Source organism: Paenibacillus sp. FSL R7-0302, assembly GCF_038006885.1.
Classification (GTDB): Bacteria; Bacillota; Bacilli; order Paenibacillales; family Paenibacillaceae; genus Paenibacillus_AQ.
This window is the reverse complement of sequence record NZ_JBBOWB010000002.1, coordinates 418,554-443,867: the sequence shown is the minus strand read 5'-3', so window position 1 is coordinate 443,867 and position 25,314 is coordinate 418,554. Positions and strand designations below refer to the sequence as shown.

At 54.0% G+C, this 25,314-nt stretch carries 19 protein-coding genes; 10 read left to right on the top strand and 9 right to left on the bottom strand.

The window, feature by feature from the left end; translation table 11 throughout:
• Positions 1-67 precede the first annotated feature (67 nt).
• The 4 genes from MKY96_RS27575 to MKY96_RS27560 form a co-directional block, all read right to left on the bottom strand.
• Entirely contained in the window at positions 68-1,582 is a 1,515-nt protein-coding gene (locus MKY96_RS27575) for an oligosaccharide flippase family protein (protein ID WP_340945444.1), read from the bottom strand.
• A gap of 44 nt (positions 1,583-1,626) precedes the next feature.
• Complete coding sequence (locus MKY96_RS27570) at positions 1,627-2,733, bottom strand: polysaccharide pyruvyl transferase family protein (protein WP_340945442.1); 1,107 nt, start codon at positions 2,731-2,733, stop codon at positions 1,627-1,629.
• Positions 2,730-3,719 carry a glycosyltransferase family 2 protein gene (locus MKY96_RS27565; protein WP_340945439.1) on the bottom strand — a complete coding sequence of 330 codons (990 nt, stop codon included), beginning with the start codon at positions 3,717-3,719 and terminating at the stop codon, positions 2,730-2,732. The genes MKY96_RS27570 and MKY96_RS27565 overlap by 4 nt, the downstream gene beginning before the upstream one ends.
• Positions 3,720-4,039: 320 nt before the next feature.
• The gene (locus MKY96_RS27560) at positions 4,040-4,915 is read right to left on the bottom strand and encodes an aldose 1-epimerase family protein (protein ID WP_340945435.1); all 876 of its coding nucleotides are present in this window, start codon (positions 4,913-4,915) and stop codon (positions 4,040-4,042) included.
• A gap of 194 nt (positions 4,916-5,109) precedes the next feature.
• On the opposite strand from MKY96_RS27560, the gene MKY96_RS27555 reads away from it, so the two are divergent.
• The 8 genes from MKY96_RS27555 (at position 5,110) to MKY96_RS27520 (ending at position 15,257) form a co-directional block, all read left to right on the top strand.
• Entirely contained in the window at positions 5,110-6,339 is a 1,230-nt protein-coding gene (locus tag MKY96_RS27555) for a Zn-dependent hydrolase (protein WP_340945432.1), read from the top strand.
• Between the two features lie 187 nt (positions 6,340-6,526).
• Positions 6,527-6,886, top strand: coding sequence for a hypothetical protein (locus MKY96_RS27550; RefSeq protein WP_340945429.1), 360 nt, complete (start codon positions 6,527-6,529; stop codon positions 6,884-6,886).
• Positions 6,887-7,322: 436 nt separating this feature from the next.
• Positions 7,323-8,909, top strand: a complete 1,587-nt coding sequence (locus tag MKY96_RS27545) for an extracellular solute-binding protein (protein ID WP_340945426.1) — start codon at positions 7,323-7,325, stop codon at positions 8,907-8,909.
• 146 nt (positions 8,910-9,055) lie between these two features.
• On the top strand, positions 9,056-9,913 hold the full coding sequence (locus tag MKY96_RS27540) for an ABC transporter permease (RefSeq protein WP_340946778.1): 858 nt from the start codon (positions 9,056-9,058) through the stop codon (positions 9,911-9,913).
• A gap of 13 nt (positions 9,914-9,926) precedes the next feature.
• Positions 9,927-10,811 (top strand): carbohydrate ABC transporter permease, encoded by an 885-nt coding sequence (locus tag MKY96_RS27535; RefSeq protein ID WP_340945424.1) that lies wholly within the window; start codon positions 9,927-9,929, stop codon positions 10,809-10,811.
• Between the two features lie 53 nt (positions 10,812-10,864).
• Positions 10,865-13,198, top strand: coding sequence for a helix-turn-helix domain-containing protein (locus MKY96_RS27530; protein WP_340945421.1), 2,334 nt, complete (start codon positions 10,865-10,867; stop codon positions 13,196-13,198).
• An 18-nt stretch (positions 13,199-13,216) separates the two neighbouring features.
• Entirely contained in the window at positions 13,217-14,353 is a 1,137-nt protein-coding gene (locus MKY96_RS27525) for a glycoside hydrolase family 88 protein (RefSeq protein WP_340945419.1), read from the top strand.
• A 100-nt stretch (positions 14,354-14,453) separates the two neighbouring features.
• Entirely contained in the window at positions 14,454-15,257 is an 804-nt protein-coding gene (locus MKY96_RS27520; protein ID WP_340945417.1) for a class I SAM-dependent methyltransferase, read from the top strand.
• 541 nt (positions 15,258-15,798) lie between these two features.
• Here the strand turns inward: MKY96_RS27520 and MKY96_RS27515 are convergent.
• The 5 genes from MKY96_RS27515 to MKY96_RS27495 all read right to left on the bottom strand — a co-directional run bounded on the left by MKY96_RS27515 (position 15,799) and on the right by MKY96_RS27495 (position 22,295).
• Entirely contained in the window at positions 15,799-16,626 is an 828-nt protein-coding gene (locus tag MKY96_RS27515) for a carbohydrate ABC transporter permease (RefSeq protein WP_339252930.1), read from the bottom strand.
• 12 nt (positions 16,627-16,638) lie between these two features.
• A complete protein-coding gene (locus tag MKY96_RS27510) occupies positions 16,639-17,520 on the bottom strand; it encodes a carbohydrate ABC transporter permease (protein WP_340945413.1) in 882 nt (293 codons plus the stop codon).
• A 227-nt stretch (positions 17,521-17,747) separates the two neighbouring features.
• The gene (locus tag MKY96_RS27505; protein WP_340945412.1) at positions 17,748-18,548 is read right to left on the bottom strand and encodes a response regulator; all 801 of its coding nucleotides are present in this window, start codon (positions 18,546-18,548) and stop codon (positions 17,748-17,750) included.
• A gap of 24 nt (positions 18,549-18,572) precedes the next feature.
• A complete protein-coding gene (locus MKY96_RS27500; RefSeq protein ID WP_340945410.1) occupies positions 18,573-20,345 on the bottom strand; it encodes a sensor histidine kinase in 1,773 nt (590 codons plus the stop codon).
• 630 nt (positions 20,346-20,975) lie between these two features.
• Complete coding sequence (locus MKY96_RS27495) at positions 20,976-22,295, bottom strand: ABC transporter substrate-binding protein (protein WP_340945407.1); 1,320 nt, start codon at positions 22,293-22,295, stop codon at positions 20,976-20,978.
• A gap of 311 nt (positions 22,296-22,606) precedes the next feature.
• Here MKY96_RS27495 and ald point away from each other — a divergent pair, with 311 nt between their 5' ends.
• Positions 22,607-23,740 (top strand): alanine dehydrogenase, encoded by a 1,134-nt coding sequence (gene ald / locus MKY96_RS27490; protein ID WP_340945404.1) that lies wholly within the window; start codon positions 22,607-22,609, stop codon positions 23,738-23,740.
• Between the two features lie 305 nt (positions 23,741-24,045).
• Positions 24,046-25,314, top strand: a complete 1,269-nt coding sequence (locus MKY96_RS27485) for a PucR family transcriptional regulator (protein ID WP_340945402.1) — start codon at positions 24,046-24,048, stop codon at positions 25,312-25,314.

Genomic DNA, 25,314 nt, shown 5'->3' with positions numbered 1-25,314 from the left:
TATGCCCCCCACGGAGCAGGCAGCACCTAAGCGCGGCCTGCTAATCAGCCCCGCCTCACGTAGAGTCCTAGGCCTGACTCCGCAGAGCCATTTTTCTAACCGGTCCGGCCACCATCTGCTTCTCTGCCCCGTTCAGTCCGAACAGCCACATGGTAAGCACATAGATGAGGGAGTACAGGATGACATACATGCCCAGGTACACGTAAGAAGTGATGCTCACGAAGCTAAGCAGGAACCCGCACACCCCGGAGAGCAGCACCACCGGAATGAAGACGCGGATGATCTGCAGCCAGAAATGAAGAATATCGAACTTCAATTTATATTTGTAGTACACATTATTCAGGCATACATTGATGATCATCCCGATAGCCGTAGCAATGGCGCAGCCTGTAATCCCCCAGATCCGGATGAACCAGAAGGTTAAGGCCACCTTCAGAATTGCAACTGAGAAGTAGATAAAGGCCTTCACCCTGTGCATATTCATCGCTTCCAGCATGGTGGCGAACAGCGATTGCACAATCGACGTGATCTGGGGAATGATGATGATCAGCGCAACCGTGTATGCATATTTGTAATCCGGGCCGAGCCAGATCAGAATGAAGCTCTGTCCGAATAACACGAAGCCCGAGACGATGTAGCCTACGATCAGCGCCTGGATTCTGCCTATTTTGACCAGCTCCAGCATTAAGGCCGCCTGATCTGCCCCCTTGACGATCATCTTGGTGAGCTTCGGCAGATAGAAGCTGGCCAGCACATTGGAGAAGTTGAGAATATACGTGTTGAGCTGGGCAGCGATGGCGAAAATAGCGATGGGCGTAGCCCCGAGGAACATCCCGATGATCAGCGGATCAGCATTCGTATAGATCTGAAAGGCAATCGAGGATAATAAGATATACGACGAATAGCTGAAGATCTCCTTGAACAGCTTGGTATCGAAGCCGTGGAACCGGACCCTCAGATTCAGCTTGGTGCGGCAAAAGACCACGTTGATCACGCCGATCGCCAGGTTCAGCACAAGCGCAACGGTGACCATCCCTGTCGATCTGAAATCGAACAGCAGGACCAGCACCATCATGGCAGGAGAGAGGACCACGCGGATCAGATTGATGATTTTGAGATAGACGAACCGCTCATAGGCCGTAATGATCGAGCTGAAGATATTCAGCGGGAACGAGACAGCCACGTTGATGGCGGCAATGATGAAGATGGTCTTCAGAATGCCCAGCTCAGCTTCATCAAGGCTGCTGAAGATCGCATCGAAATTAAACACCAGAATCACACTGGCAAGTAAGGAGAGGAGTCCGATGGCTGAGAACAGCAGCAGGAACATTCCGTTAATATTGCGCTGGCCTGCGGAGTCATTCTCGGAGATGTATTTCGCATTGAAGCGGATGACCGCGCTGCCGAAGCCCAAATCCAGCAGGACGATATAGGCGATGATGGAGTTCACCAGCGCGAATAATCCATATTCGGATTTCCCCAGGGTCGACACAATGAACGGCGTCGAGCCCAGAGAGATAATAACGCCTAGGAATACCGAAGCATAGGTTATGATTGCAGCAAGTTTTATATTTGTTTTCAAGGGTGGGATCGCTTCCTCGCTACAGAGAGTGTCTTGTGCTTATCTTAAGCGGTAACGATAGACGAAGCAGGTTCTTCAGCGCTGCTATTCGACATGGCTTCAATAATTTGGTTGTAATGCTTGACCGAGAATTCATTATTGTACCGTGGGCGCTCGAGCGTCTTCAGTTCTTCCAGCAATGCCGGGATTTGCTTCACATCGTTCGTGAATTTCACATAGCCCAGATGCTTGATCCATTCGTAGCTGCCTACGACCTTATAATTGTAATTCCCCAGCGCAATACAAGGCGTGGACGTAATCGCTGCAAAAATCATCCCGTGCAGCCGGTCCGTAATCACGACCTCGGCCTCCTTGAACTGATTCCATAGGGTGTTCAGCTCGTGATCCCGGTCTTCTAGGGAGACAGGGCGGAGGATGCAGGTATCCGTGAAGGTAGTGGTGCTGTAGTGCTTGGAGGTGTAATCCTGGATGATCTTTTTGTCCTGGTCGCTGAAAATACTCTCCTTATCGGCTCTAATGCACAGAAGGGCACCGTGGCGCTCCTTGGGAGGGTCAGTGATATCCAGGGACATGACAATGTCCGGCGTTAACAGAACAGCGTTGTTTCTGAAACCTGCTTTCATAATTTCGTACGACGTTGCCTCTCTGGCGACCAGAGTGAGGTCCTTATGGGAACCGTAGAGGTCCTGTGTCTTTTTGAACTCCGCACGGCCCAGCTCGGTATCACCGAAGTAGATGGTCTGCGGGAAGACGATAATTTTGTTATTCGGGAACTCGGAGATAATCTTGCGGCGTACCTCTTCCTCACGGAAATACTCGATTCCGAAGTTGCCCCCGCCTTGAAGCACGAAGATATCCTCCGGCGAACAGAATTCCTCCAGGCACTTCATGTTATGCATCAGCCGGTTGGCTACAATCTCTATGAGCGTATAGTCGGGAAAAGCTTTCCGCAAAAAATTCATCTGCGCATAAGTGATGGCGTGATCGCCCAGATTGTCATGCTCGGGGGAGCCGACGACGTAAATGGCTTTTGTCTTGTCTTTATATGCATTCCGGTAGCTCAGATAGCCCTTATAATATTGATAGACGGGAATATTGCTTACATAATTGCGGAAAGACAGCGGCAGGATCTTCTCAAGGGCTTGGCTCATATCATATTACTTCCCTTCAAACGGAGTTTGGAATAATACAGCATTTTGTATACCGTGGAGCTGGTCATAATCAGCAGGGCAGCGGTCTTCATCTCCCGGCGGAGAATGCGGTTGCGCAGGATCGCGGAGGTATGCTTGCTCAGGAACCCGCCCAGCTCGGCCAGATATTCCTTGTTAACTGCAGTCTCGCCGGTAATCAGCTGGAAGTTGCACAGCTCAATGCCTTCCGTTACCGTCCGGGATAACGAGATTTCTTTGGCGATCGGATAGTTTTTATCCTGAATCGTCTCGTAGATCTCCAGCGCCGCGCAATAGCGGTCGTAATATTTCCGGTTGTTCATCGCTCCGGTGATGCTGTCGCTTCGCTTCAGATACAGATATTTGGGGGAATCCAGCGAGACGGTCTTGTTCGCCTGGAGGAATAATTTATAGGTGGTAAAAATGTCCTCGAAATACCGGCCGACCGGGTATCTCACCTGGCTGAACAGCTCGGCCTTGTACAGCTTATCCCAGGCAAGGTTCTGGATCTCGGTATCCTCCAGCAGCTTGTCGATGGCATGCGCATTATCGTATACACGCACCTGGTGCGTGAAGGACTTTTCCAGCTTGACATCATCCTGCACCTCGCAATGACCGCATACAGCGATATCTGCATTGTGGGCGGTGATGAGTCCGTACAGGGCTTCGTACATGTCCGGTTCGATCCAGTCATCGCTGTCGACGAACCCGATATACCGGCCCTCTGCCACATCAATTCCATAGTTGCGGGCATCGGACAATCCGCCGTTCTGCTTATGAATGACGACGACACGCGGGTCCAGCTCCTTGTAATACTCGCAAATCTCGCCGCACTTATCGGGTGATCCGTCATTGACCAGAATCAATTCAAAGCTGCGGAAGGTCTGCGCCAATATCGAATCCACACACTTTCTCAGGTACAGTTCCACGTTGTAGATAGGCACAATAATACTTATCTCTGGCTTCACTCGAGCAGTCACTTCCTTTCCCGGTTCTGATTCGGGTCTACGCGTCACTTTATTTGTGATAATCTTACTATCCGGGTCAAAAGGTTGTATATACTACTAAAGTGTACTTATCGTATGCAGAAATGCCGGAAACACGGCGAAAGCGCTTCATTTAAAGCGGTGTGTAAGGCGTATGTAATCAGGGATCACGGTACTCCACAGCAGCAAGTAGAAACGGTACCGTCCTTTTAAAGGACGGTACCGTTTCAGCGAGAAATAGAAGGATAATGTATAGCGTGAAACATAAAAATTCTTCAGCTAAACATAGGATGTAGGCAAGGTCAGTTAAAGGTAATCATCAGCGAGCTGGTAAAATGGCCCTCCGGCGGCAGGGAGATCACGCCTTGTTTCTCCTGGATACCGCCGGTGAAGCCTTCGCTGTCCGCTACGCCATGCCAGGGCTCAATGCACAGAAACGGTGCATTCTTCGGCTGCCAGATGCCGAGATCGGGGAAGCCCGTGAAGGCGACCGTTACGCTCCGGTCAGACTGTTTGCTTTTCAGGGCAACCGATTTGGACTGGACATTGCGGAAGACGAGGGCGTCATGCGCGAACATCTCGTGGTTCAGCGGAAGTGTATTTCCGTCTTCCAGCAGGGTCTCGCTGTTACCTTGGATGATCTGGCCGGTCTTGTTCAGGAATAAGCGCTCCAGGCGCTCCGGCTGTTCGAATTCAAGGTAATAGTCGGTGAAGCTGCCTTCTCCGCCAATCGGGCAGTTGAACGCCGGATGGGTGCCGAGCTGGAAGAAGATCTCTTGTCCGCCGGGGTTCTCCACACGGTAGCCGATCTCAAGCGTATTGCCGCTCAGGGTGTAGGTCAGGAACAGGTTGAACGGGTAGGGATAGCTCGCCAGAGTGTTCTCGCTGTGCGATAGCCGGTAGACTGCCTGCGTCTCGCTTGCTTCCACCAGCGTGAATTCACTGCGTCTGGCGAAGCCGTGATTGGCAAGCTTGTACGCCTGCCCGTCCACATGGATCTCGCCGCCCATGGCTGCCCCGATAATCGGGAACAGCACCGGCGAACGGCCTGTCCAGTAAGCGGCATCCCCGCTCCACATATATTCCGTCCCGGTATCTGTTCTTTTGAAGCTGACCAGCTCTGCTCCGAGTGAATGAATCTCGGCTACGGCTGATCCGCTGCGTAAAATAGTGTTCATGCTTTTACCCCTCTCGCCCTGCAATATGTAATCCTGATGTCTCATATTCTAACAGACTTCCCCGCAGGTGCCAGCAAATAACGGAAATTCTCCAGCCTATAATTTTTACAGTATGTACAATGACAAACAGGTGGAATTCGTTAACATATAAGGATAGCAATCATTCCATATCAGCGGAAACGGGGGATAAGCCGATGCAGGTTAAGCAACTTTTGGTGAACGGTGAGCGGCTGAAGAATACCATTGAGGCCTTTGCCGATTTCGGGCGGACAGACCATAACGGCGTTACCCGGCTGTCGCTGTCGGAGCAGGATGTGCGGGTACGCGGCTATTTCACTGCCTGCTGCGAAGAGCTGGGCATGAGCGTGAAGGTGGATGATCTGGGCAATATGTATGCCACTCTGGCTGGCAGTGAAGAGGGGCCGCCCATAGTGATGGGCTCACATCTGGATACTGTCAAGAAGGGCGGCAGATTCGACGGCGTGCTCGGGGTGATTGCAGGCCTTGAGGTAGTGAGAACCTTGGTGGATCACGGGATTCGGCCCCGGTTGCCTGTCACGGTGATGAACTTCACCAATGAGGAAGGTGCCCGCTTCGAGCCGTCCATGATGGCATCAGGCGTCTTGTCCGGCAAGTTCGATAAGGCGGCTATGCTGGAGAAGAAGGATGTGGAAGGCATCAGCTTCGGCGAGGCGCTGGAGGCCAGCGGTTATGCCGGGGAGGTGGAGAACCGGATCAGGGAAGCGGCTGCTTATCTGGAGCTGCATATTGAGCAAGGCCCCGTGCTGGAGAAGGAGAACGTTAAGATCGGTCTGGTTGACTGTGTTGTGGGCATGGTCTGCTATGAGATTGAAGTGACCGGGGAGTCGGATCATGCCGGGACTACGCCGATGGATATGCGCCGGGATGCGCTGTTTGCCGCTACGGATATTATTACGGAGCTGCGCCGCAAGCTGGCGGTGCTGGACCCTGAGCTGGTCTACACGATGGGCCGGATGAACGTGCTGCCTAATATTCATACCGTCATTCCGAACAAGGTGATCTTCACCGTGGAAGCGAGACATAAGGACATGGATGTGGTCCGTGAAGTTGAGGCGATTATTCACGGTCTGCCGGAGGAGCTGCTGGAATGCAGCGTATCGAAGACGAAGCTGTGGGGCCGCGACACGGTATGGTTCGATCCGGAGATCTGTGCGCTGGTGGAGCAGGCTGCGCAGAAGCTTGGTTACAGCAGCCGGAAGCTGGCCAGCGGAGCCGGGCACGATGCCCAATTCGTGGCCGGGTTCCTGCCGTCGGCGATGATTTTCGTCCCAAGTGTGAACGGGAAAAGCCATTGCGAGGAAGAGCTCACCTCCTACGAGGATTGTGAGATGGGCGTGAATGTGGTGCTGGAGACGGTGCTGTCGGTGCTGTCCCGCGACTGAGCGGCGGGCAGGGCAAGCTACGCCGGATTAGGAGAATTCCATAGATTGGCGATGAAGACACTTAACGGTGTCTTTTTTCGTGTTGGTGAAGGTGTGTGGGCCGAATGTATGTCAAAAACCGAACACATTTGGCTTCACGAGGGCAACCGGGCCGATTGTATGTCAAAAACCGAACACATTTGGCTTCATGAAGGCAACCGGGCCGATTGTATGTCAAAAACCGAACACATTTGGCTTCACGAAGGCAACCGGGCCGATTGTATGTCAAAAACCGATTACAATGGGAGCGGTGGCGGCATGTAGACCAAATGTAATCGAAAAACCGATTACAATCGGACAGGGAGCGGTGCGTGGGTCAAATGTAATCGAAAAACCGATTACAATGGGACGGGGAGCGGTGCGTGGGCCAAATGTAATCGAAAAACCGATTACAATGGGACCGGTGGCGGCGTGTAGGCCAAATATAATCGAAAAACCGATTATAATGTGCTGGCGCGAAGTGCGCGGGCCGAATGCAGCCCAAAGGGAGAATGTGGAGCACTACTGAACTAGAATCCGCCGGATACGGGCGGTACATGGTCCTCCCCTAGCAGGGCTGACCGCCTAGGTTAAGTTAATTAGTTGAAAAGTTAAGGGAAAAGTGGCGGAGGGGAATTTAGGAACTGTAGGAGCGGCAGCGGCCGAAAGCCCAAAACTTCTCTGGAGCCGCGGCTCATCCCAAAACGCAAAAATTCCTTAGCTCAATCTCTCTACACAGATTCAATCCCAATTTCTCAACATCCGTATGCAATTCCTGTGCTGGACAGGCTATAAGCAAGATATCGATATCGCAGCAAGAATGGGAGATAGTCAAGGCGGGGGCGGAAACGTTAAGTTAGATGGGCGGGAGGGCAGAACACAGCAGAACGGCGATCGAATCGAACCGAATCGTTCACCTCCGGCAGCTGCATATCAATTACGAACATATGGGGGAGATGAGAAGGATGAAGAGATCTTGGAGAAGACGGATGCTGCTGAGTGCCAGCCTGCTGCTGGCCATAGGCGGACTGGCAGGCTGCTCGGGCGGCGCGGGCGGCAACAAGAATACAGAGGGAGCAGCGGCGGATGAGCCGACACCGATCTCGATCTGGGCGTCGCTGAACACGAATGTCTCGATTACGCTGAAGAATATGAGTGAGATTACGGCGATCAAGGAATGGGAGAAGAAGACCAACATTAAGACGGAATTTCAGCATCCGGCGGTCGGGGCAGAGACGGAGCAGTTCAACGTCATGCTGGCCTCCAATAAGCTGCCGGATGTGATGTTCGTCTATGGCGATTATTCCAAGCTGTTCACGGATGGCAGCATCATTAAGCTGAATGATCTGATCGACCAGTACGCGCCTAACCTGAAGAAGATTCTGGACGAGAATCCCGAGGTGGCAAAGCAGCTGAAAGCGGATAACGGCGACATCTATGCCATCCCGCATCTGCGGCTGGGCAAGTACAAGACCTTCGGCGGCATGTTCATCCGCCAGGACTGGCTGGATGAATTGAAGCTGCCGCAGCCGGAGACGATTGCCGAGTGGGAGACGGTGCTGAAGGCCTTCAAGGAGAACAAGGGCGTCACCGCTCCGCTCCTGTACGGCGCTCCGCCCAAGCTGACGACGATGGGCCCGGCGGCCGCGAATTTCCTGGAAGCTTACGGCATCACGAATACGATCTTCCTCAAGGACGGCAAGGTGGCATTCGGACCGGTCGAGCCGGAATTCAAGGAGTTCCTGACCACCTTCCACCGCTGGTATCAGGAGGGGCTGATCGATCCTGACTTCGCTACCAACGATCAGAAGACCTTTGATGCCAAGATTCTGAGCGGCCAGGCCGGTGCCTTCTTCACTTACATCGGCGGCGGCATCGGGCGTTATCTGCCCGCCCTTCAGGAGAAGGAGCCAGAGGCTAATCTTACGGCTGTCCAGTTCCCAGTAGTGAACAAGGGCGATGAGCCTATGTTCACCGGCCGGTCCTGGGAGTGGAGCGGTGCCGGAGCAACGATCACCAAGAGCAACAAGCACCCGGAGGAGACCGTGAAGGCGCTGGATTATTTCTTCAGTGAAGAAGGCCATATGCTGAAGAACTTCGGCGTAGAAGGCGTGACGTACACGATGAAGGACGGGTATCCGACCTACACGGATGAGATTCTGAAGAATCCGGACGGGTTGTCGGTGGTTCAGGCGATGGCGAAGCATTTCATTGCCAACTACCCGTTTGTCGGGGAGGATGACGACCGTTACAACCAGCAGTATTACCAGTACCAGCAGCAGAAGGACGCGGTGACGCTCTTTTCCAAATACAGTGACAACACGCTTAAGGTCGGTCTTCCTCCGGTCAGCCTGACTACAGAGGAATCCAGTGAGTACAGCAAAATCATGAGTGACATCACCACCTACCGCGATGAAATGTTCATTAAGTTCGTCATCGGTGCTGAGCCGCTGGAGAACTTCGATAAGTTCACAGCCCAGATCGGCAAGTTCAATGTGAAGCGGGCGATTGATATTCAGCAGGCGGCGGTAGACCGCTACAACGCAAGATAAATCAGGATGAAGGCTACCTGCGGAGCGGCAGATTGAGCTACTAGCGCCCCCGCAGGCTAGTCCTGCAAAAGAAAGGAGGGAGACTTGTGACCCGGAAGTTATCCCTGGTATGGCTGAATTACAAGCGAAATAAAGTGATCTATTGGATGGCGCTCCCCGTGGTTTTGTATTTTCTGGTCTTCAAGTATCTGCCGATGTATGGTGCGGTCATCGCGTTCAAGGAATATACCGTCGGCAAGGGCATCTGGGGCAGCGAGTGGGTGGGGCTGCAGCATTTTCAAGATTTTTTTCAGAGCTATTATTTCTGGCGGGTGCTCAAAAACACACTGATCCTCAGCTTCTACCAGCTATTATTCGGCTTCCCGGCCCCGATCCTGCTGGCGCTGCTGCTCAATGAGCTGAGGCATGAAATATTCAAGCGTATGGTGCAGACGGTCTCTTATATTCCCCACTTCATCTCTCTGGTGGTTATTTGCGGGATGGTGGTAGATTTCTCTTCCCGTGACGGGCTGTTCAATTCGATCATTACGTTCTTCGGCGGGGAGAGCAGCGCGCTGCTGAGTGAGCCGGGGAATTTCCGCACGATCTATACGGCCTCCTCCATCTGGCAGGAGCTTGGATTCTCGACCATTATTTATCTGGCAGCGCTCAGCGGAATTAACCCGGAGCTCTACGATGCGTCGAAGGTGGACGGGGCCAGCCGGATACGCCGGGTATGGCATATTACGCTGCCGGGCATTATCCCGATGATTGTGATTCTGCTGATTCTGCGCATAGGCGGGCTGATGGAGATCGGCTTCGAGAAGGTGATCCTGCTCTATAACCCCAATGTCTATGATACAGCGGATGTCATCTCCACCTTCGTCTACCGCAAGGGGATCAGCGAGAGTGCAGAGTTCAGCTACACTACGGCGGTCGGCCTGTTCCAGTCGCTGGTCAATTTCATTTTGCTCATAGGCGCTAACCGGCTCTCCAAGGCCGTATCTGACAATAAGCTGTTCTAAGCGGGGGATTATCATGACCATTCAACGAACAATAGGCGAAAAACTGTTTGACAGTCTCAATGTGCTGCTCATGGTTCTGCTTATTATCATCACCTTGTATCCGCTGTGGCATGTGCTGAATGCCTCGTTAAGCGACTCCAACCAGCTAATGGCCCATAGCGGGCTGCTGCTGCTCCCGGACGGTTTCAATCTGGACAGCTACAAGCTGGTGCTCAGTAATCCGAGCATTCTCTCCGGCTACCGGAATACGCTGGTGATCGTAGTGCTGGGCACGGCGCTCAATTTGCTTTTTACCATCCTGGGGGCCTATACTCTCTCCCGCAAAAGCTTCATGCTGCGCAATCCGATCATGCTGGCCATTGTATTCACCATGTTCTTCAACGGCGGGATTATCCCGACCTACCTGCTGATTAACAATACGCTCCACCTCGGCAATAACCTGCTGGCGCTGATTGTACCCGGGCTGGTCAGCAGTTATAATCTGATCATTATGCGTACAGCCTTTCAGGGGATATCCGAGAGTCTGCTGGAATCGGCCAGAATAGACGGTGCGGGGGAGATGCGCATTCTGTGGCGGATTGTGGTACCTTTATCGATGCCGGTCATTGCGGTCATGATTCTGTTCTACGGGGTAGGCCACTGGAACTCCTGGTTCAGCGCCATTCTGTATATCCGCGACCGTGATTTGTATCCGCTTCAATTGGTGCTGAGGGAGATTCTGATCCAGAATAGTACGGATTCGATGACCACTTCGGCAGCTATGGGCGACAAGGAAGCAATCGGAGAAAGTGTGAAGTATGCAACGGTGATGGTGGCTACGCTGCCGATTTTGTTTATATATCCGTTTTTACAGAAGTATTTTGTGAAGGGCGTCATGATCGGCGCAATCAAGGAATAGACCGGAGCCGCACCAGCACTGTACCCACATCATGAACAAGGAGGAGGAGCGCCATGAAAAAGAAAAGCATCCTGCTGTCCTGGAGCCTCTCTTATCTGGTCATCCTGCTCATTCCCGTCACCATTGGGGCGGCTGTCTTTGCGGAGTCCCGCAATCTGCTGAAGGAAGAGGTGAACCGTTCCAACATGGTGCTGCTGTCCCAGGTGCAGGAGACGATCGACAGCCAGACCCAGGATATCAGCAGTATCAGCAGCCAGCTCATGGCCGATTCCCAGCTGAGCAGCTTCATCAACCACGCCTCCGAGCAGGATGCCAGATGGCGGCTGATGGGGCTGGAGCTGATCAAGAACCTCAAGTCGATCAGGATCGGGAACGGGCTCATCCGCGAGCTGTACATCTATGTGAAGTCTTCGGATGTGGCGCTGTCCTCCTCTTCGCTGGTATCCAAGAAGCTGCTGTATGACATTTACTATGAGGGGACCGGGGTAAGCGGGCCGGAGTGGACCCGGCTGATGCAGGAGTCAGACCAGAGTGTCTTCCGCAAAATGAAGGTCCTCAGCGAAGACCGCCGCATTGAAGAAACGCTGGTCTATCTGCAGCCGTTCCCGGTTCAGGTGTCGCAGAGCAGCCCGGCGACCTTTGTGGTGATGCTGGACCCGGAACGTTTCCAGCAGGCGATCAACAATGTGCGGCTGGAGCCGGAGAGTATTGTATTCATCCTGGACCGTGACGGGCGAACGCTGTTCTCCACAGGCACCGTTGAAACCCCTTACACGATACATCAATACTTGCAGCAAAATAAGGATAGCGGACGGCGGACCGGCACGGCCGACTGGAACGGGGAATCGGTGACGGTCTCACAAATATCCTCTAGTGTTGAGGATTGGCAGTATGTCTCTATCGTTCCGACCCGGATCTATGCCAAGAAGCTGATGGTGATCCGCAGTATCACCTTCGCCGGTGTGGCTGCTGTTCTGCTGCTGGGCGGCATCGCTGCCTGGTGGTTCACCCGCCGGAATTACCGGCCGCTTGGCCGGATTATGAGTATTATCTCCGACAAGGTTAAGGGGAAGCTGGAGCAGCCGGATGACGAGTTCGGCATCCTGCAGACGGTGCTGACCCGGGCCTGGGAGGAGCAGGACCAGTTCGCCACGCGGCTGAAGGAGCAGCAGACGATGGTACGCAGCAGCTTCCTGGCGAGACTGCTGAAGGGACGGGTACAGCCGGGAGAAGGTCTTGCCGGGGAGATGGAGCGTCTGGGCCTCACGCTAGAGAGCGATGCCTTTGCGGTCCTGCTGGTACACATAGAGAATTATGAGGGTCTGTTCCGCACACGGGCCCCGGAGGATGAGGAGGGGAAGCGCCAGTTCGTCCATCTGATCCTGACCAATGTGCTGGAGGAGCTGCTGGGCCCGGCCGGTCCGGTCTATTCCGCAGAGATGGATGGACGGATCGCGCTGCTGGTCAATCTCCGGGGAAATACGGCGGACGCAGTGCCGGAGCTGATCCGGGTGACCGGGGAGGCACAGCATTTCATCCAATCGCGCTTCCTGATCTATTTCTCCGTTGGCGTGAGCAGTGTCCACACCTCTCTGGCAGACATCTCCGCCTGCTTCCGGGAGTCGGAGGAGGCGCTGGAATACCGGCTGATTCTCGGCATTGGCCAGATTATTGACCAGGAACGTATCCGGCAGCCCAAGGAGGAGCTGTATTATCCGCTCGATCTGGAGCGTCAGCTGGTCAATTATATTGCCACAGGGAACTATGCCCGCTCCACCGAGGTGATGAATGAAATTCTGATGACTAATTTTGCCGGGGAGCCCTTATCCGTTGAGCTGGCCCGCTGTCTGATGTTCGAGCTGATCGGGACCATGCTGAAGGCCACAGAGCAGATCAAGACGGATGACCAGAAGGAACTGACCCGGCGCAACGAGCTGATCCGGCGGCTGTTCGTCTGTGAGACCTTCGAGGAGATGGAGACGGAGCTGCTGCAGATTCTGGAGACGGTCTGCCAGATGGTGCATGAACGCAAGCGTTCCCATAACACCGAGCTGAAGGAGCAGCTCCTGGAATTCATTCATGAGAATTACAATGATGTGAATCTGGGACTGACCCATATCTCGGAACGCTTCCGGTTCCATCCTACGTATGTCTCGAAGTATTTCAAGGAACAGACAGGCACCAATGTTATCGACTATATCAACCAGTACCGGATTGAAGAGGCCAAGCGGATTCTGGAGGCTGATGAACTGAATGTGCAGGAGGTCTCAGAGCGTGTGGGCTTCCTGAACAGCAATTCCTTCATCCGTGTGTTCAAGAAATATGAGGGGATCACTCCGGGCCAGTATAAACAGGCCAATCGGCTGATCCAGAACGATAATGTATAACAAGGAGGATATACTGACATGTGGCAACAAGCGATTGAGGATGCACTGCGCGTAACGAAACGTAATATTACAAGATTCGGGGACCGGTTCCCCCATGTGAGTGCCGGGGATGAGCATTATACACTGAATGACAATACCGAGTGGACGGCGGGCTTCTGGTCCGGCATCCTCTGGCTCTGCTCCGAGTACAGTGAAGATCCGGTCTACCGCGAGCAGGCGTTAAGCACCGTCCGGAACTTCCGCCGGCGGATGGACCAGAAGATCATCTTCGATCATCATGATATTGGCTTCCTGTACTCTTTGTCCTCCAAGGCCCAGTGGATTATCGAACGGGATGAAGGCGCCAGACAGCTTACGCTGGAGGCGGCGGATATGCTGATGAAGCGCTGGCGCGAAGGGCCCCGCCTGATCCAGGCCTGGGGGCGGGAGGGGGATGCCGTTAACGGTGGACGGATCATTATCGACTGTCTGCTTAATCTGCCGCTATTGCTATGGGCGCATGAGCAGACCGGCAATGAATCTTACCGGCGGGTAGCCGAGCTTCATGCGCTGAAGTCCCGCCGCTTCCTGGTGCGCGGGGATGATTCCAGCTATCATACCTTCTACTTCGATCCGGCCACCGGAGACGCCATCCGCGGCGGGACCCATCAGGGCTACAGTGACGGTTCCACCTGGACGCGCGGTCAGGCATGGGGCATCTATGGTTTCGCCTTGGTCAGCCGGTATCTGAAAAGCCCGGAGATGCTGGAGACAGCGAAGCGGCTGGGCCGCTACTTCGTGGCTCATCTGCCGGAGGATGGGGTCGCGTATTGGGACTTCGACGTTCCCGTTGAACCGGGAACGAAGCGCGACAGCTCGGCATCGGCCATTGCCGCCTGCGGGCTGCTGGAGATTGCGGCGCAGCTGGAGGCTGGCGACCCGGAGCGCCGCTTCTTCCAGGAAGCGGGGGAGGCGTCGGTGAGAGCGCTGGCGGAGCATTATTCGACCCATGGCAGCGATCAGGCCGAGGGTCTGCTGGAGCATGGCGCATATTCCGCCAGAGCCGGGGATTCGCCGGATGATTACACGATCTGGGGCGATTATTATTATCTGGAGGCGCTGATGCGGCTGGAACGGGGGATTCCGGGGTATTGGTATGAGCGGCCGGTGCTATAGATCCCAGCTATGTGGGATGGCGGTTTCCACACCCGGCCTTGATAATCGGTACATGACCTATTGTGGTTATGTACCGATTATTATTTTCGGAGGGGATGGAATGAACAGCAGAACATCTAATACATCTAATACAGCCAATACAGCCAATACATGCAATGTAGCCAATACAGCCAGCCCTTGGGAGCAGGCGGACGGTGATCAGTATGTACAGAATATCAGCCGCAAAATCCCCGGATACGCGCTGCAATATGACTTGATGGATACGCTGCTGACCGCGCGGCTGGACAAGCAGGAAAAGCAGGAAAAGCAGGAAAAGCAGGAAAAGCAGGAAAAGCCAAGGCTGTTGGTCGTGGGAGCAGGCGGGGGACAGGAGATATTGAAGCTGGGCCTGAGCCATCCCGGCTGGAGCTTCAGCGGGCTGGAGCCCTCGCCGGGCATGCTCCGCACGGCTGAACAACGGCTTGGCGCAGCGGGGCTGATGGACCGGGTAGAGCTATATCCGGTCGAGCTTGCGGCGTGGCGCAGCTGCGTCCTGTATGATGCCGCAACTTGTATGCTGGTACTGCACTTTGTGCAGGGGCGGGAGAACAAGCTGGCGCTGCTCCGCAGCATTGCCGCGCGGCTTCAGCCGGGCGCACCGATCTGCCTGTCCGCCATCTGCGGGGTGCCGGGCACGTCTGCATGGGAGCTACAGATGGCAGGCTGGCGGCTGCATATGCTCGGTAACGGCATCGCAGAGGATGAGTGGCAGACCTTCGAGCAATCTTTCGGAGTCACCTCCCATCCGCTTCCTGCCGCAGAGATGGAGAAGCTGCTGGAGGAGGCCGGCTTCACGGCCATATCCCGGTTCTTCGGCGCTTATCTGATTGACGGCTGGGTGGCGGTGAAGGCGCTAGAACGATAGCAACTGCACTTTGTACAATAGAATGCAGTAAAAAAGGCTTCGAAATAGAATCTATTGTATTCCGTACAATCGAATGTTGAAAAAAGGCCATTTTTCAGCTAAAACGCAGCATTCCACTGTATGAAATACAATAGAATCTTATTTTACGGTCAGCTATGCGTTTTCTATTGCATGAAATACAATCAGCTACCTGAATTGAAGAGTAGTCGGCAGCGGGAACAGTAGCAGCCTAATATCAGCTCGATGTTCATGCTCAGTTTTTAATCAGAGATAAGTGTATTCTGTGCAACTAAAAACAGTGCAACCGAAGGCGTTCCTCTTCTAACTGTATTCTGTACAACTACATTTGCCCGGATGAGCTAAAATCCAGGTATAGAGGCATTTTACTTGCACGAAATACAGCTAAACAGAGATTGGGCGGCACATCCGTCGATTTAGTTGTACAGATTGCAATTAAGCTCAATTGAGCCTATCCCCTGGACCTGGATCGGGTGCGATCGGGCACAGCACCCCTCAGTAAGCGATGAGTTAAAAGTAATTTTCACCCCTTCACCGCCGAGCTGGCTACTCCTTCAATGATATATTTCTGGCCGAGCAGGAAGACGAGAATCATCGGAATGATCCCGGCGGTGGCGGCGGCCATCATGCCGTTGTAATCGACATTGTTCTCCAGGATGAAGTTCTGCAGCCCGAGCGGAACGGTGAACAGATCCTGGTCAATCAGGAAGACGAGCGCGTTCTCATAATCGTTCCAGTGCCAGGAGAAGTCGATAATCGCCAGTGTCGCCAGCGAGGGCTTGGCCATCGGCAGGATGATCCGCGAGAAGATGCGGAAATGGCCTGCGCCGTCGATGAAGGCGGCCTCCGAGATTTCATGGGGCACGGAGAGGAAGAACTGCCGCATCATGAATACGCCGAAGATGGTGAACATGCCGGGCAGAATCAGCGCCCAGTGGGTGTTATAGATGCCGGCCCAGTCGAACATGATGAATTTGGGCACGAACAGCACCTGCGGAGGAACCATCATCATCGACAGATAGACCAGGAACATCGTATTACGCCCCTTGAATTCAATCCGGGCAAAGCCGTAGGCCGCCAAGGCGGACAGGGAGACCGCACCGATGGTACTCAGCACAGCGACTTTAAGGGAATTCAGATAATAAGGCACGAAGCTGCCCTGGCCGGACCAGACTTTGATATGATGGCTCCAGTTGAAGTGGTCCGGAATCCACTGGATCGGATAGCGGAATACCTCTGCCGGGGTCTTGAAGGAGGTGCTGATCATCCAGAGAAAGGGCACAATCATGACGATGCTGAAGAACAGCATGATCAGGGTGGTGATGCTTTTGGTAACGATGGCTTTATTCATATTCTCAGCTCCTTAGTAGTGAACCCAGCGTTTCTGGCCCAGCCATTGAATGACGGTGAAGATCAGAATGATCAGGAACAGGGCCCAGGAGACCGCTGACGCATAGCCCATCTCGTAATAGCGGAAGGCATTCTGATAGATGAACAGGGATAATACGGTGGTGCTGTTCCCGGGGCCGCCCTGTGTGATCGCCTGGATGATGCCGAACTGCTTGATCGACATGATCAGCCCGGTAATCAGCAGCAGAAAAGTGGTGGGACTCACCAGCGGCCACAGAATGCTGCGGACCGTCTGCCACGTGCGGGCACCGTCGATAGTGGCTGCCTCCAGCAGCTCGCCGGACACCTCCTGCAAAGCGGCGAGATAGATAATCATGTTATAGCCGAGCATGAACCAGATCCAGATGATATCAATCGCATACATGGACGTATCCATCGTGGACAGCCAGCCGGGAGGGTTCTCGATGCCCATAGAGCGGAGAATGCCGTTGATCGGCCCGTTATTCGGGTGGAACAGCAGCATCCAGACGAAGGCTACGGCTACGCCGCTGGTAATGTAGGGCATGAAGTACAGGGCGCGCAGCAGCTTTTTGAGATAGACAGAACGGTTCAGAATGACAGCCACCAGGAATGCCAGCCCAATGGATACAGGAACAGAGAGCAGGAACAGCAGCGTGTTCTTGATGGCAATATAGAAGACCTCATCCCCCAGCATCCGCCGGATATTGGCCAGCCCGATGAACTTGGTATTAGGACTCATAAACTTGTAATCTGTAAACATGAGATAGAACGAATACATAGCCGGTATGATAAAAAATAGTATCACGCCAATCATATTGGGCCCGATAAACAGATAGCCCAGCAGCTGCTGACGTCGCATCCAGGTTGCCTTCACAATAGCCCCACTCCTTTAGGTCTTGTAAGTACATTACAAGCATAGCAAGCGCCCTTCCGGGCGATAAGGAACAAAACCACCCACTTCATGGCACAGAAATATACAATTACGCAAGCAGCGGGGGGTGTATCGGTCTTAGTTATGTTCTATCCGTGTTCAGGCCAAAAAGCGGCATTCCCGGAGGGAACGCCGCTGCAGCGGTATGGCTATGAGACTGTATAAGCAGGCTAAAGGCTTAGTGTGTCCGGTTTCTCCCGCAAATTGTGCCGGTACTGGCTGGGCGTCTGCGCGGTCAGGCGCTTGAAGATCTTGATGAAGTAGTTATCGCTCACGAAGCCGACCCGGTTACCGATCTCATAGACCGGCAGGTCGGAGCCGGTCAGGAGCCGGATCGCCTGGTCTACCCGTACACGGTGCAGATAGTGGATGAGGGTGTGGCCGGTTTTCTTTTTGAAGAGGGTGCTGACATAATTCTCGGCCATCATGACATACTGGGACATCGACTTCACGGTAATATCCTCAGCGTAGTGTTCATGCAGATAGTGCAGGATCTTCTGAATCTCCGGGTGGCTCGTAATCTCCTCATGGGCCGGGGGTTGCGGGGAAGCAGCAGCGGATGGTAGCGCGTTCCCCGTGCGGTTGTCCTGGTTCTTCTCCAGCTCGCCGCTGATCTTGCGCAGGGTGTCCCGGAGGGAATTCACGCTCATCGACAGCTTCAGAATATAATTGGACGCCCCGTATTCCATGGCCTGCCGCACATTCTCGAAGTCATTCATGCAGGTCAGCATGACGAAGCGGGAATCAATTCCCTCCTCACGGGTTCTGCGCAGCAGCTCGACGCCATCCATCTCCGGCATGACGATATCCGAAATCACCAGATCTGGCGCATCCTCGCGGATCATCTCCAGCGCTTCTGCCCCGTTGCCCGCTTCTCCGCTGACCATGAAGCCGAGCTCTTCCCAGGCGATAATCTCGCGCACACTTTCCCGTACGAATACCTCATCCTCCACCAGCAGTACCTTCCACATGTATAATCCCTCCCGTAGTTATGCTTAAGCCGGATGTTCGTTGCCGTATGGTGTGGACATTAACAGCGGCATGGTCAAGCGGACCGTAACGCCTTCGCTGGTTGAGAGCACTTCAAGCTGTCCTTCTTCCCGGAAAAGCAGCCGCAGCCGCTCCTGAATATTACTCAGTCCGATGCCCGGACGCTTGCGCGGAGCCTTGGTGCCTCCGGTCTGCTCCATGCCTACGCCATTGTCCCTGATCTCGATCATCAGCCGGTGCTCTTCGCGGCGGACGTTCAGCTCAATCAGGCCATGGCCGGTCAGCCTGCTGATTCCGTGGATAATGGCGTTCTCCACCAGCGGCTGGAGGCTGAGCTTCGGCACCAGAGCATACAGAATGTCCTCGTCATACGTGAAGGTACAGTCGAATTTGTGCGCATAACGGACCTGCTGAATATGGACATAGGCTTCTACAAGCTCGATTTCATCTTTGAGATGGATCAGATCCTTATCGGTGTTCAGACTGGCCTCCAGCAGCTTGCCGAGCGACAGGGTCATGTTGGTAATGTCTTCATTCTGCTCGCGGATGGCGATCCATTTGATCGTATTCAGCGTGTTGAGCAGGAAGTGGGGATTTGTCTGGGCCAGCAGCATCTGAAAATGCACCGCCTCCTTCTGGCGCTCCTCCGCCTTCAGCTTCTGGATCAGCAGATGGGTGTCGTCAAGCATCGTATTGAAGGTCCGGGTCAGCTCAAGGATCTCCCCGCTGAACTTATGCTCCGGCAGGCGGATCTTCAGGCTTTTCTGCACCGCCGCCTTCATCTTGTTCTGCAGATGGGACAAGGGCCTTGTAATCGTCGTAGCAATCACGAAGGTCATCATCAGGAAAATGCCCGTCAGCACCAGGAAGGTAAGGAAGTATTGCTGCTTCAGCCCCTCGATCTCCGCGAACAGCACCGACAGCGGAATCCGGTTAACGATATACCAGTCCAGCGATTCCACATAGATATAATTAATCAGGGCGTTCGAGTCTTTGTCGATAAAATACTGCTGTCCCGGCTGCCCGGCAAAGCCCTCCTTCACCTTCTCGGATAATTGGCTGCCCGGAACCGACTGGGAGATATCCTCGCCAGAACGGGTAATCAGGAAATACTGCTGCTCCAGATCGGACTGCTTGTGGATGGAACGCAGCCAGTACGTATAATCAATGCTGATCCGGGCCATGCCGTACGGCTGGTTCCGGGCATCCTCAAGGTACGCATATAAGGACAGCAGATAGGCGCTGGTAGAGACATCACGCAGAACGTAGTTGGCATCATTGGGCACCCAGTGATAGGAGTTGTTATCCATCTGCTTCCGGTCGAACCCCGGATTTGCCCGCAGTTTGGAGTATACCAGTGAATCCTTGGGCGGATATGAGGTGTATGCGCTTTCAGATAAGTCCAGAATCATGAAGTAGACCGAAGGATTATACAGGAAGAAGCTGTTGTTCAGATTCTTGAAAATATTCTCCATCAGCCGCTTGTTCTCCAGCTCATTACGCTGCTCAGGATGGAGCAGCACGGACTTCACGGTGTCATCCTGCTTCAGGAACAGCAGCGTTTTGAAGGCGATGCTGATCTGATCCTCCAGTGTGCGGTACATCTGCTCCAGCTGATAGTGGCTCTGCTGGCTGACTTTCTTCTGGACCAGCGTCTCAATGCGCTGATAGTTATAGATATTCAGTGCGCCGAACGGCAGCAGAATTAGGCACACAAAGGCGGTGAACAGGCGGTATTTCAACTTCTGGGGAACCAGCATACGCAGCAGCTGTGACACAGGGAAGCACCTCCAAGCCTGACTGAACCTGCCCGTTCCGGGTCGGTTGATATGCTAGATTATAGCATAATCCCTCCGCCGGATTGGCGATATTTCAAATTGCATGGTTTTGTTCCAGCGGGCACGGGGGAAGGGAAGAAATGCATAGAATTGTTCTATCCGGGCTGCTTGACAGCGGGACAAGGCGGATGGATAGTTATCCGCCCCGCATGGTCAAGGACCCGATGGAGTATGCAGGGGTATTTCTCGGCCAAAATCCTCGTGCCCACTGATACTAACCCCCTATGTTTGTGGACCGACGGACTCAGGTGCTCTTATTTGCCGAAAAGACCAACTTTATGCCGGCAGGCGGACTCAGAGGCCTTTAAATCACTCCAGGCAGCCGGAAATGAAGGGGAAAATGGTAGTTAAGCGCATCTGAGTCCGCATAGTCTCCAGAAAAGCCGGATTTGCCCAAATAAGCGCATCCCAGTCCGCAAGAACACGGCTGGAGCTTGCCGCGTTCATTCAAGGCTTAGTCTGTTCCTGATAGGGTAAGACAAAAGAAAGAGAGGCGCCATGATTCCCATGGCAAGCCTCCTGTATGATGCACGATAGCTCTCTATTTCTTCTCTGTCCTCACCTTCGCCGCTACTTCTTCTGCTTCAAATACTCATTATGGCGGGCTGCCATGGCCTGCACAGTCTGATCGAGCGACTGCGAGCCGAGGAAATATTTCTCATACTCCTGTGAACGCAGGTCCATTACCTCTTGCGGCAGGCTGCGGACATAGGTGGGCGTCTTGTTGTCGAACATGACGTACATCAGGGAGTCCAGATCGTAGGAGTCACTTTTGTCGCCGATGAGGCTCTTGAGCGCATCCTCCTGCTTGGCATCCTTGGAGGCCGGGAGTCTTCCGCCCGCAGCCATCGGGGACATGCCGCCATCGGAATACCACTTCAGGAACTCCCAGGCCGCTTCCTGCTTTTTGGACTTGGCGTTGATGGAGATGTAATCGCCGAGGCCCCCGCGGGTCACGTAATCACTGGCGGATTCAGCAAGCCGGGGTACCGGAGCGAAAGCGATTTTGAAATCACGCGGGAAGTCGGTGAAGTTATTCGAGCTGCGCAGCAGCCACGCCCCGATATTGAGCATCGGCACCTCTCCGCTGAGGAAGACCTGCTCCACCGGCATCTTGGAAGTCAATTGCTCGCCGAGCGGCGGTGTGGTCTTCTCCTCCTGCATCATCCCGTTCAGCGTCTCCAGCCATTGTCTGACCAGCGGATGATCGAGATTGGAGGTGCCGTCAGGCTTGGTGTAGCCCTCCTGGGAGAGCACGGAGTCGATGGGATCCACGAAGGGCTCCATATTTTGAATAAAACCGTACGAATCGCCGCTCTTCAGCTTCTTCGCATACTCACGCAGCTCATTCCAGGTCCATTCCTTTGGAACCGGCAGGTTGGCCTTATCGAGGGCGTCCTTGTTCAGGGCGATGAAGAACGGGCTTTTGGTCGTTGGAACGCCGTAGAACTTGCCGTCAATTTTCCAGCTCGCGGTGTCTGCGCCCATCTTCTCTTCAATGTTGTAATCGGTGAAGCCGCTTAGGTCTAAGGCCAGTCCCGATTCCACCCGCTTGGCGGCATGAGAAATCGTATAGTTCACGAACAAATCCACATCCTGGCCGGTAATCATCGCCGTGTCCAGCTTCAGATTGCCGTCATCATCATTGACATAGCGCACATATTCCACCTGAATATCGGGGTGCTCCTTGTTCCAGTTGTCCACGACCTGCTGCGGACCGGATTCCGGCGGGACACCACCCCACATTTTGAGCGTTACCGGTGTATTTTTACCTGTGGCAGAGCTTCCATTGTCCGCTGAAGACGAATTGCTGCTGTTCCCGCAGCCTGCGGCCAGGCCCATGACCAGAACGAGTGAAGTGATTCCGGCGATAACACGGCTCTTATTCAAAAGCGACAACCTCCCTATGTGTACTGTATAAGCTTGCAACTCAAGAATAGCAGATGGCCGGGAGCGTCAGAAGGAACAAAAAACAGGAGAATATGGAACATAACTTTACATTCTCTTTCCTGATAATGGCCAGAGCGGTTATAGTGCAGGGAAACGTTCTATCCGAAAGGAGCGGTTGCGGCGCTTCAAGCCCATTGTGTAAAAACACAATCATGTCAGATCCTGTTTTTCTTTTTACCCAAAATGCAGCTGAAAATCATATGTTATGATTCTTTACATAAGAGAACCCTACCTGACAGGAGCGATGAAAGATGATTATTGGCGTACCGAAAGAGATCAAAAACAACGAAAACCGCGTAGCGATTACCCCTGCGGGTGTGGTAAGTCTAAGTGCAGAAGGCCATAAGGTGCTTGTTGAGGCCGGAGCGGGTGCGGGTAGCGGCTTCCTGGACGAAGAGTACGCTGCTGCTGGTGCGGAATTGGTTGCAGAAGCCGCCGCAGTGTGGGCCGCCGCTGAAATGGTAATGAAGGTGAAAGAACCGCTGAGCAGTGAATACGGCTACTTCCGCCCGGGGCTTATCCTCTTCACGTATCTGCATCTGGCTCCAGAGCCGGCCCTGGCTGCCGCCCTTAAGGACAAAGGCGTATTCGCCATCGGCTATGAGACTGTAGTGGATGGCCGCACCCTGCCGCTGCTCACTCCGATGAGCGAGGTAGCCGGACGGATGGCAGTTCAGCTCGGTGCCCAGTTCCTGCAAAAGAACTACGGCGGACAGGGCATCCTGCTCTCCGGTGTTCCCGGCGTAAGCCGTGGTAAGGTCAGCATCATCGGCGGCGGTGTGGTCGGTACCAATGCAGCGAAGATGGCCATCGGGCTTGGCGCTGAGGTAACTATTATCGACCTGAGCGCAGACCGGCTCCGCCAGCTTGACGATATTTTCGGTGCCCAGATCAGCACCTTGATCTCTAATCCGTATAACATCGCTAAGGCGGTTGCTGACGCGGATCTGCTGGTAGGGGCTGTGCTGATTCCAGGCGCGAAGGCACCTAAGCTGGTAACGGAAGCAATGGTGCAGACGATGAAGCCGGGCTCCGTTATTGTCGATGTGGCGATTGACCAGGGCGGGATTGTGGAGACGATTGACCGGGTGACCACGCATGACAACCCTGTCTTCGAGAAGCATGGGGTCCTGCACTATTCGGTCGCCAACATGCCAGGTGCAGTCGCCAAAACCTCGACCATCGCCCTAACCAACGTCACCGTTCCTTACGCGCTGCAAATTGCCAATAAAGGCGTATTCCAGGCGATCGAGGACGATGCCGGTCTAAAGAGCGGCGTCAACGTAGCCAACGGCAAAATCACCTGTCAGGCCGTCGCCGAAGCGCTTGGAGAAGAATACTTCACGGTTGAGGCCGCTGTAGAGCAGGAGTTCACGCTGATCTGATTTGCGGCGGGGGAGTAAACAGAAGAATGTGTGTCAGAGTCCGGTGAGCAATCACTGGGCTTTTTTTGGCGAGTGGACCAGGCGGATGTAGGCGAAAACCGAACACAATGGGCTGGCGGGGGTCGAGCGCGTCTGACACCCGCCCCATGTAAGCTATCGCTCCACGTTATTTTGCTTTTGACGCAAATTCTTCATGATATGTCAGGTTTTCTACTGAAATCTGTTTTGTTCCTATAGGCAACCGCCAGGCAGCGTACTATAATGTAATCACTTATTCTGCTATTCTTCAGGTTGGGGTGGGAACATTGGCACAATCAGAGCCGTCATTTGACCGTTTTTTTGACAGTATGGAGTCCCTGGCGGATACGCTCAGCGAATCGCTCCAGTCCCAGGTTACGATTGAGGACAGCAATCATCATGTGATCGGGTACAGCTCCCATCAGACGGAGAGTGATCCGGCACGAATCTCGACCATCATTGGCAAAAAGGTGCCCAGCACGGTCATTATCGGCCTGCGCAAAAAGGGAGTTATGCATGAGCTGGAGAGCAGCACTCATCCGATCCGCATCCCTGCGGTAATGGAGGTCGGTCTGGGTCCCAGACTTGCCATGTGCATCAAGTACCAGCAGGAGATTCTGGGCTATATCTGGGTGGTGGACCGGGGGAATCTCGCCGCAGGGCAGGCGGAGGAACTTGTGGAGAAGGCTGCCGGGATTGCCGGGCGGTATCTGCTGAAGCAGCGCGGATGGAAGACGAAGCAGGAGAAGGCCTTGGAGGATTTCTTCTGGAAGCTGCTGACCTCGCATTATGACAGCGAAGCGCATATCCGCCAGGAAGCGGAGGCCGGATCGGTGCTGCTGCCGGAGAACTATTACATTGGGGTGCTGGAGAGCAGCAGGCCGGTAGATGAGCATTTTCTGCAGCGTTTTCGCCGGGTAATGGACACCTTTACCGGGCAGCGGCTGCTGTTCCAGACCGCCGAGCAGAACCGGCTGATTATTCTTTTCTCCTTTATGTTTCCGGTGGAAGGGACGGGGCGGCTGTCTTCGTTCCTGCACAAGCTGCTAGGGGAGCTGGGCCAGAGCCAAGGCGGCAAGCTTACAGCAGGCTGCAGTCCCGAATACCGCGAATATACTTCGGCTGCTGAAGCATACCGCGAAGCGCTGCAGATTCTGGAGATGAAGAAGCTGCTGCCTTATCATACGCGTGAGCTGCTGCTCTATGAAGAGATCGGGTTCTGGGCGTACCTTCCGGCTATTCTGGAACAGAAACGGAGCCGCCCCCGCCGGAGCCCGCTGCTCTATCCTTTGAAGGAGCATGACCGTGAGCATAAGAGCGATTTGCTGAGAACCCTCGCTGTATACCTGTCGCTGGACGGCAATCTGAAGGCAGCGGCCGCTTTTCTGCATATTCATACCAATACCTTAATGTACCGCCTCAACAGGATCGCCGAGATTACAGGCCGGAGCCTCAAGGAGACCGACTACCGTACCTCCATCTACCTGGATCTTCTGACCGAGGAGACCGCGCAGGTAAATCTATGGTTCCAGGAGGCTTCCAGGTCAGGAGTGTAG

What these genes read in the sequence shown, in the direction of transcription:
- MKY96_RS27570 (WP_340945442.1), bottom strand. Translation starts at nt 2,733, where the DNA reads ATGAGCCAAGCCCTTGAGAAGATCCTGCCGCTGTCTTTCCGCAATTAT.
- MKY96_RS27560 (WP_340945435.1), bottom strand. Translation starts at nt 4,915, where the DNA reads ATGAACACTATTTTACGCAGCGGATCAGCCGTAGCCGAGATTCATTCA.
- MKY96_RS27555 (WP_340945432.1), top strand. Translation starts at nt 5,110, where the DNA reads ATGCAGGTTAAGCAACTTTTGGTGAACGGTGAGCGGCTGAAGAATACC.
- MKY96_RS27550 (WP_340945429.1), top strand. Translation starts at nt 6,527, where the DNA reads ATGAAGGCAACCGGGCCGATTGTATGTCAAAAACCGAACACATTTGGC.
- MKY96_RS27545 (WP_340945426.1), top strand. Translation starts at nt 7,323, where the DNA reads ATGAAGAGATCTTGGAGAAGACGGATGCTGCTGAGTGCCAGCCTGCTG.
- MKY96_RS27540 (WP_340946778.1), top strand. Translation starts at nt 9,056, where the DNA reads ATGGCGCTCCCCGTGGTTTTGTATTTTCTGGTCTTCAAGTATCTGCCG.
- MKY96_RS27535 (WP_340945424.1), top strand. Translation starts at nt 9,927, where the DNA reads ATGACCATTCAACGAACAATAGGCGAAAAACTGTTTGACAGTCTCAAT.
- MKY96_RS27530 (WP_340945421.1), top strand. Translation starts at nt 10,865, where the DNA reads ATGAAAAAGAAAAGCATCCTGCTGTCCTGGAGCCTCTCTTATCTGGTC.
- MKY96_RS27525 (WP_340945419.1), top strand. Translation starts at nt 13,217, where the DNA reads ATGTGGCAACAAGCGATTGAGGATGCACTGCGCGTAACGAAACGTAAT.
- MKY96_RS27520 (WP_340945417.1), top strand. Translation starts at nt 14,454, where the DNA reads ATGAACAGCAGAACATCTAATACATCTAATACAGCCAATACAGCCAAT.
- MKY96_RS27515 (WP_339252930.1), bottom strand. Translation starts at nt 16,626, where the DNA reads ATGAATAAAGCCATCGTTACCAAAAGCATCACCACCCTGATCATGCTG.
- MKY96_RS27505 (WP_340945412.1), bottom strand. Translation starts at nt 18,548, where the DNA reads ATGTGGAAGGTACTGCTGGTGGAGGATGAGGTATTCGTACGGGAAAGT.
- ald (WP_340945404.1), top strand. Translation starts at nt 22,607, where the DNA reads ATGATTATTGGCGTACCGAAAGAGATCAAAAACAACGAAAACCGCGTA.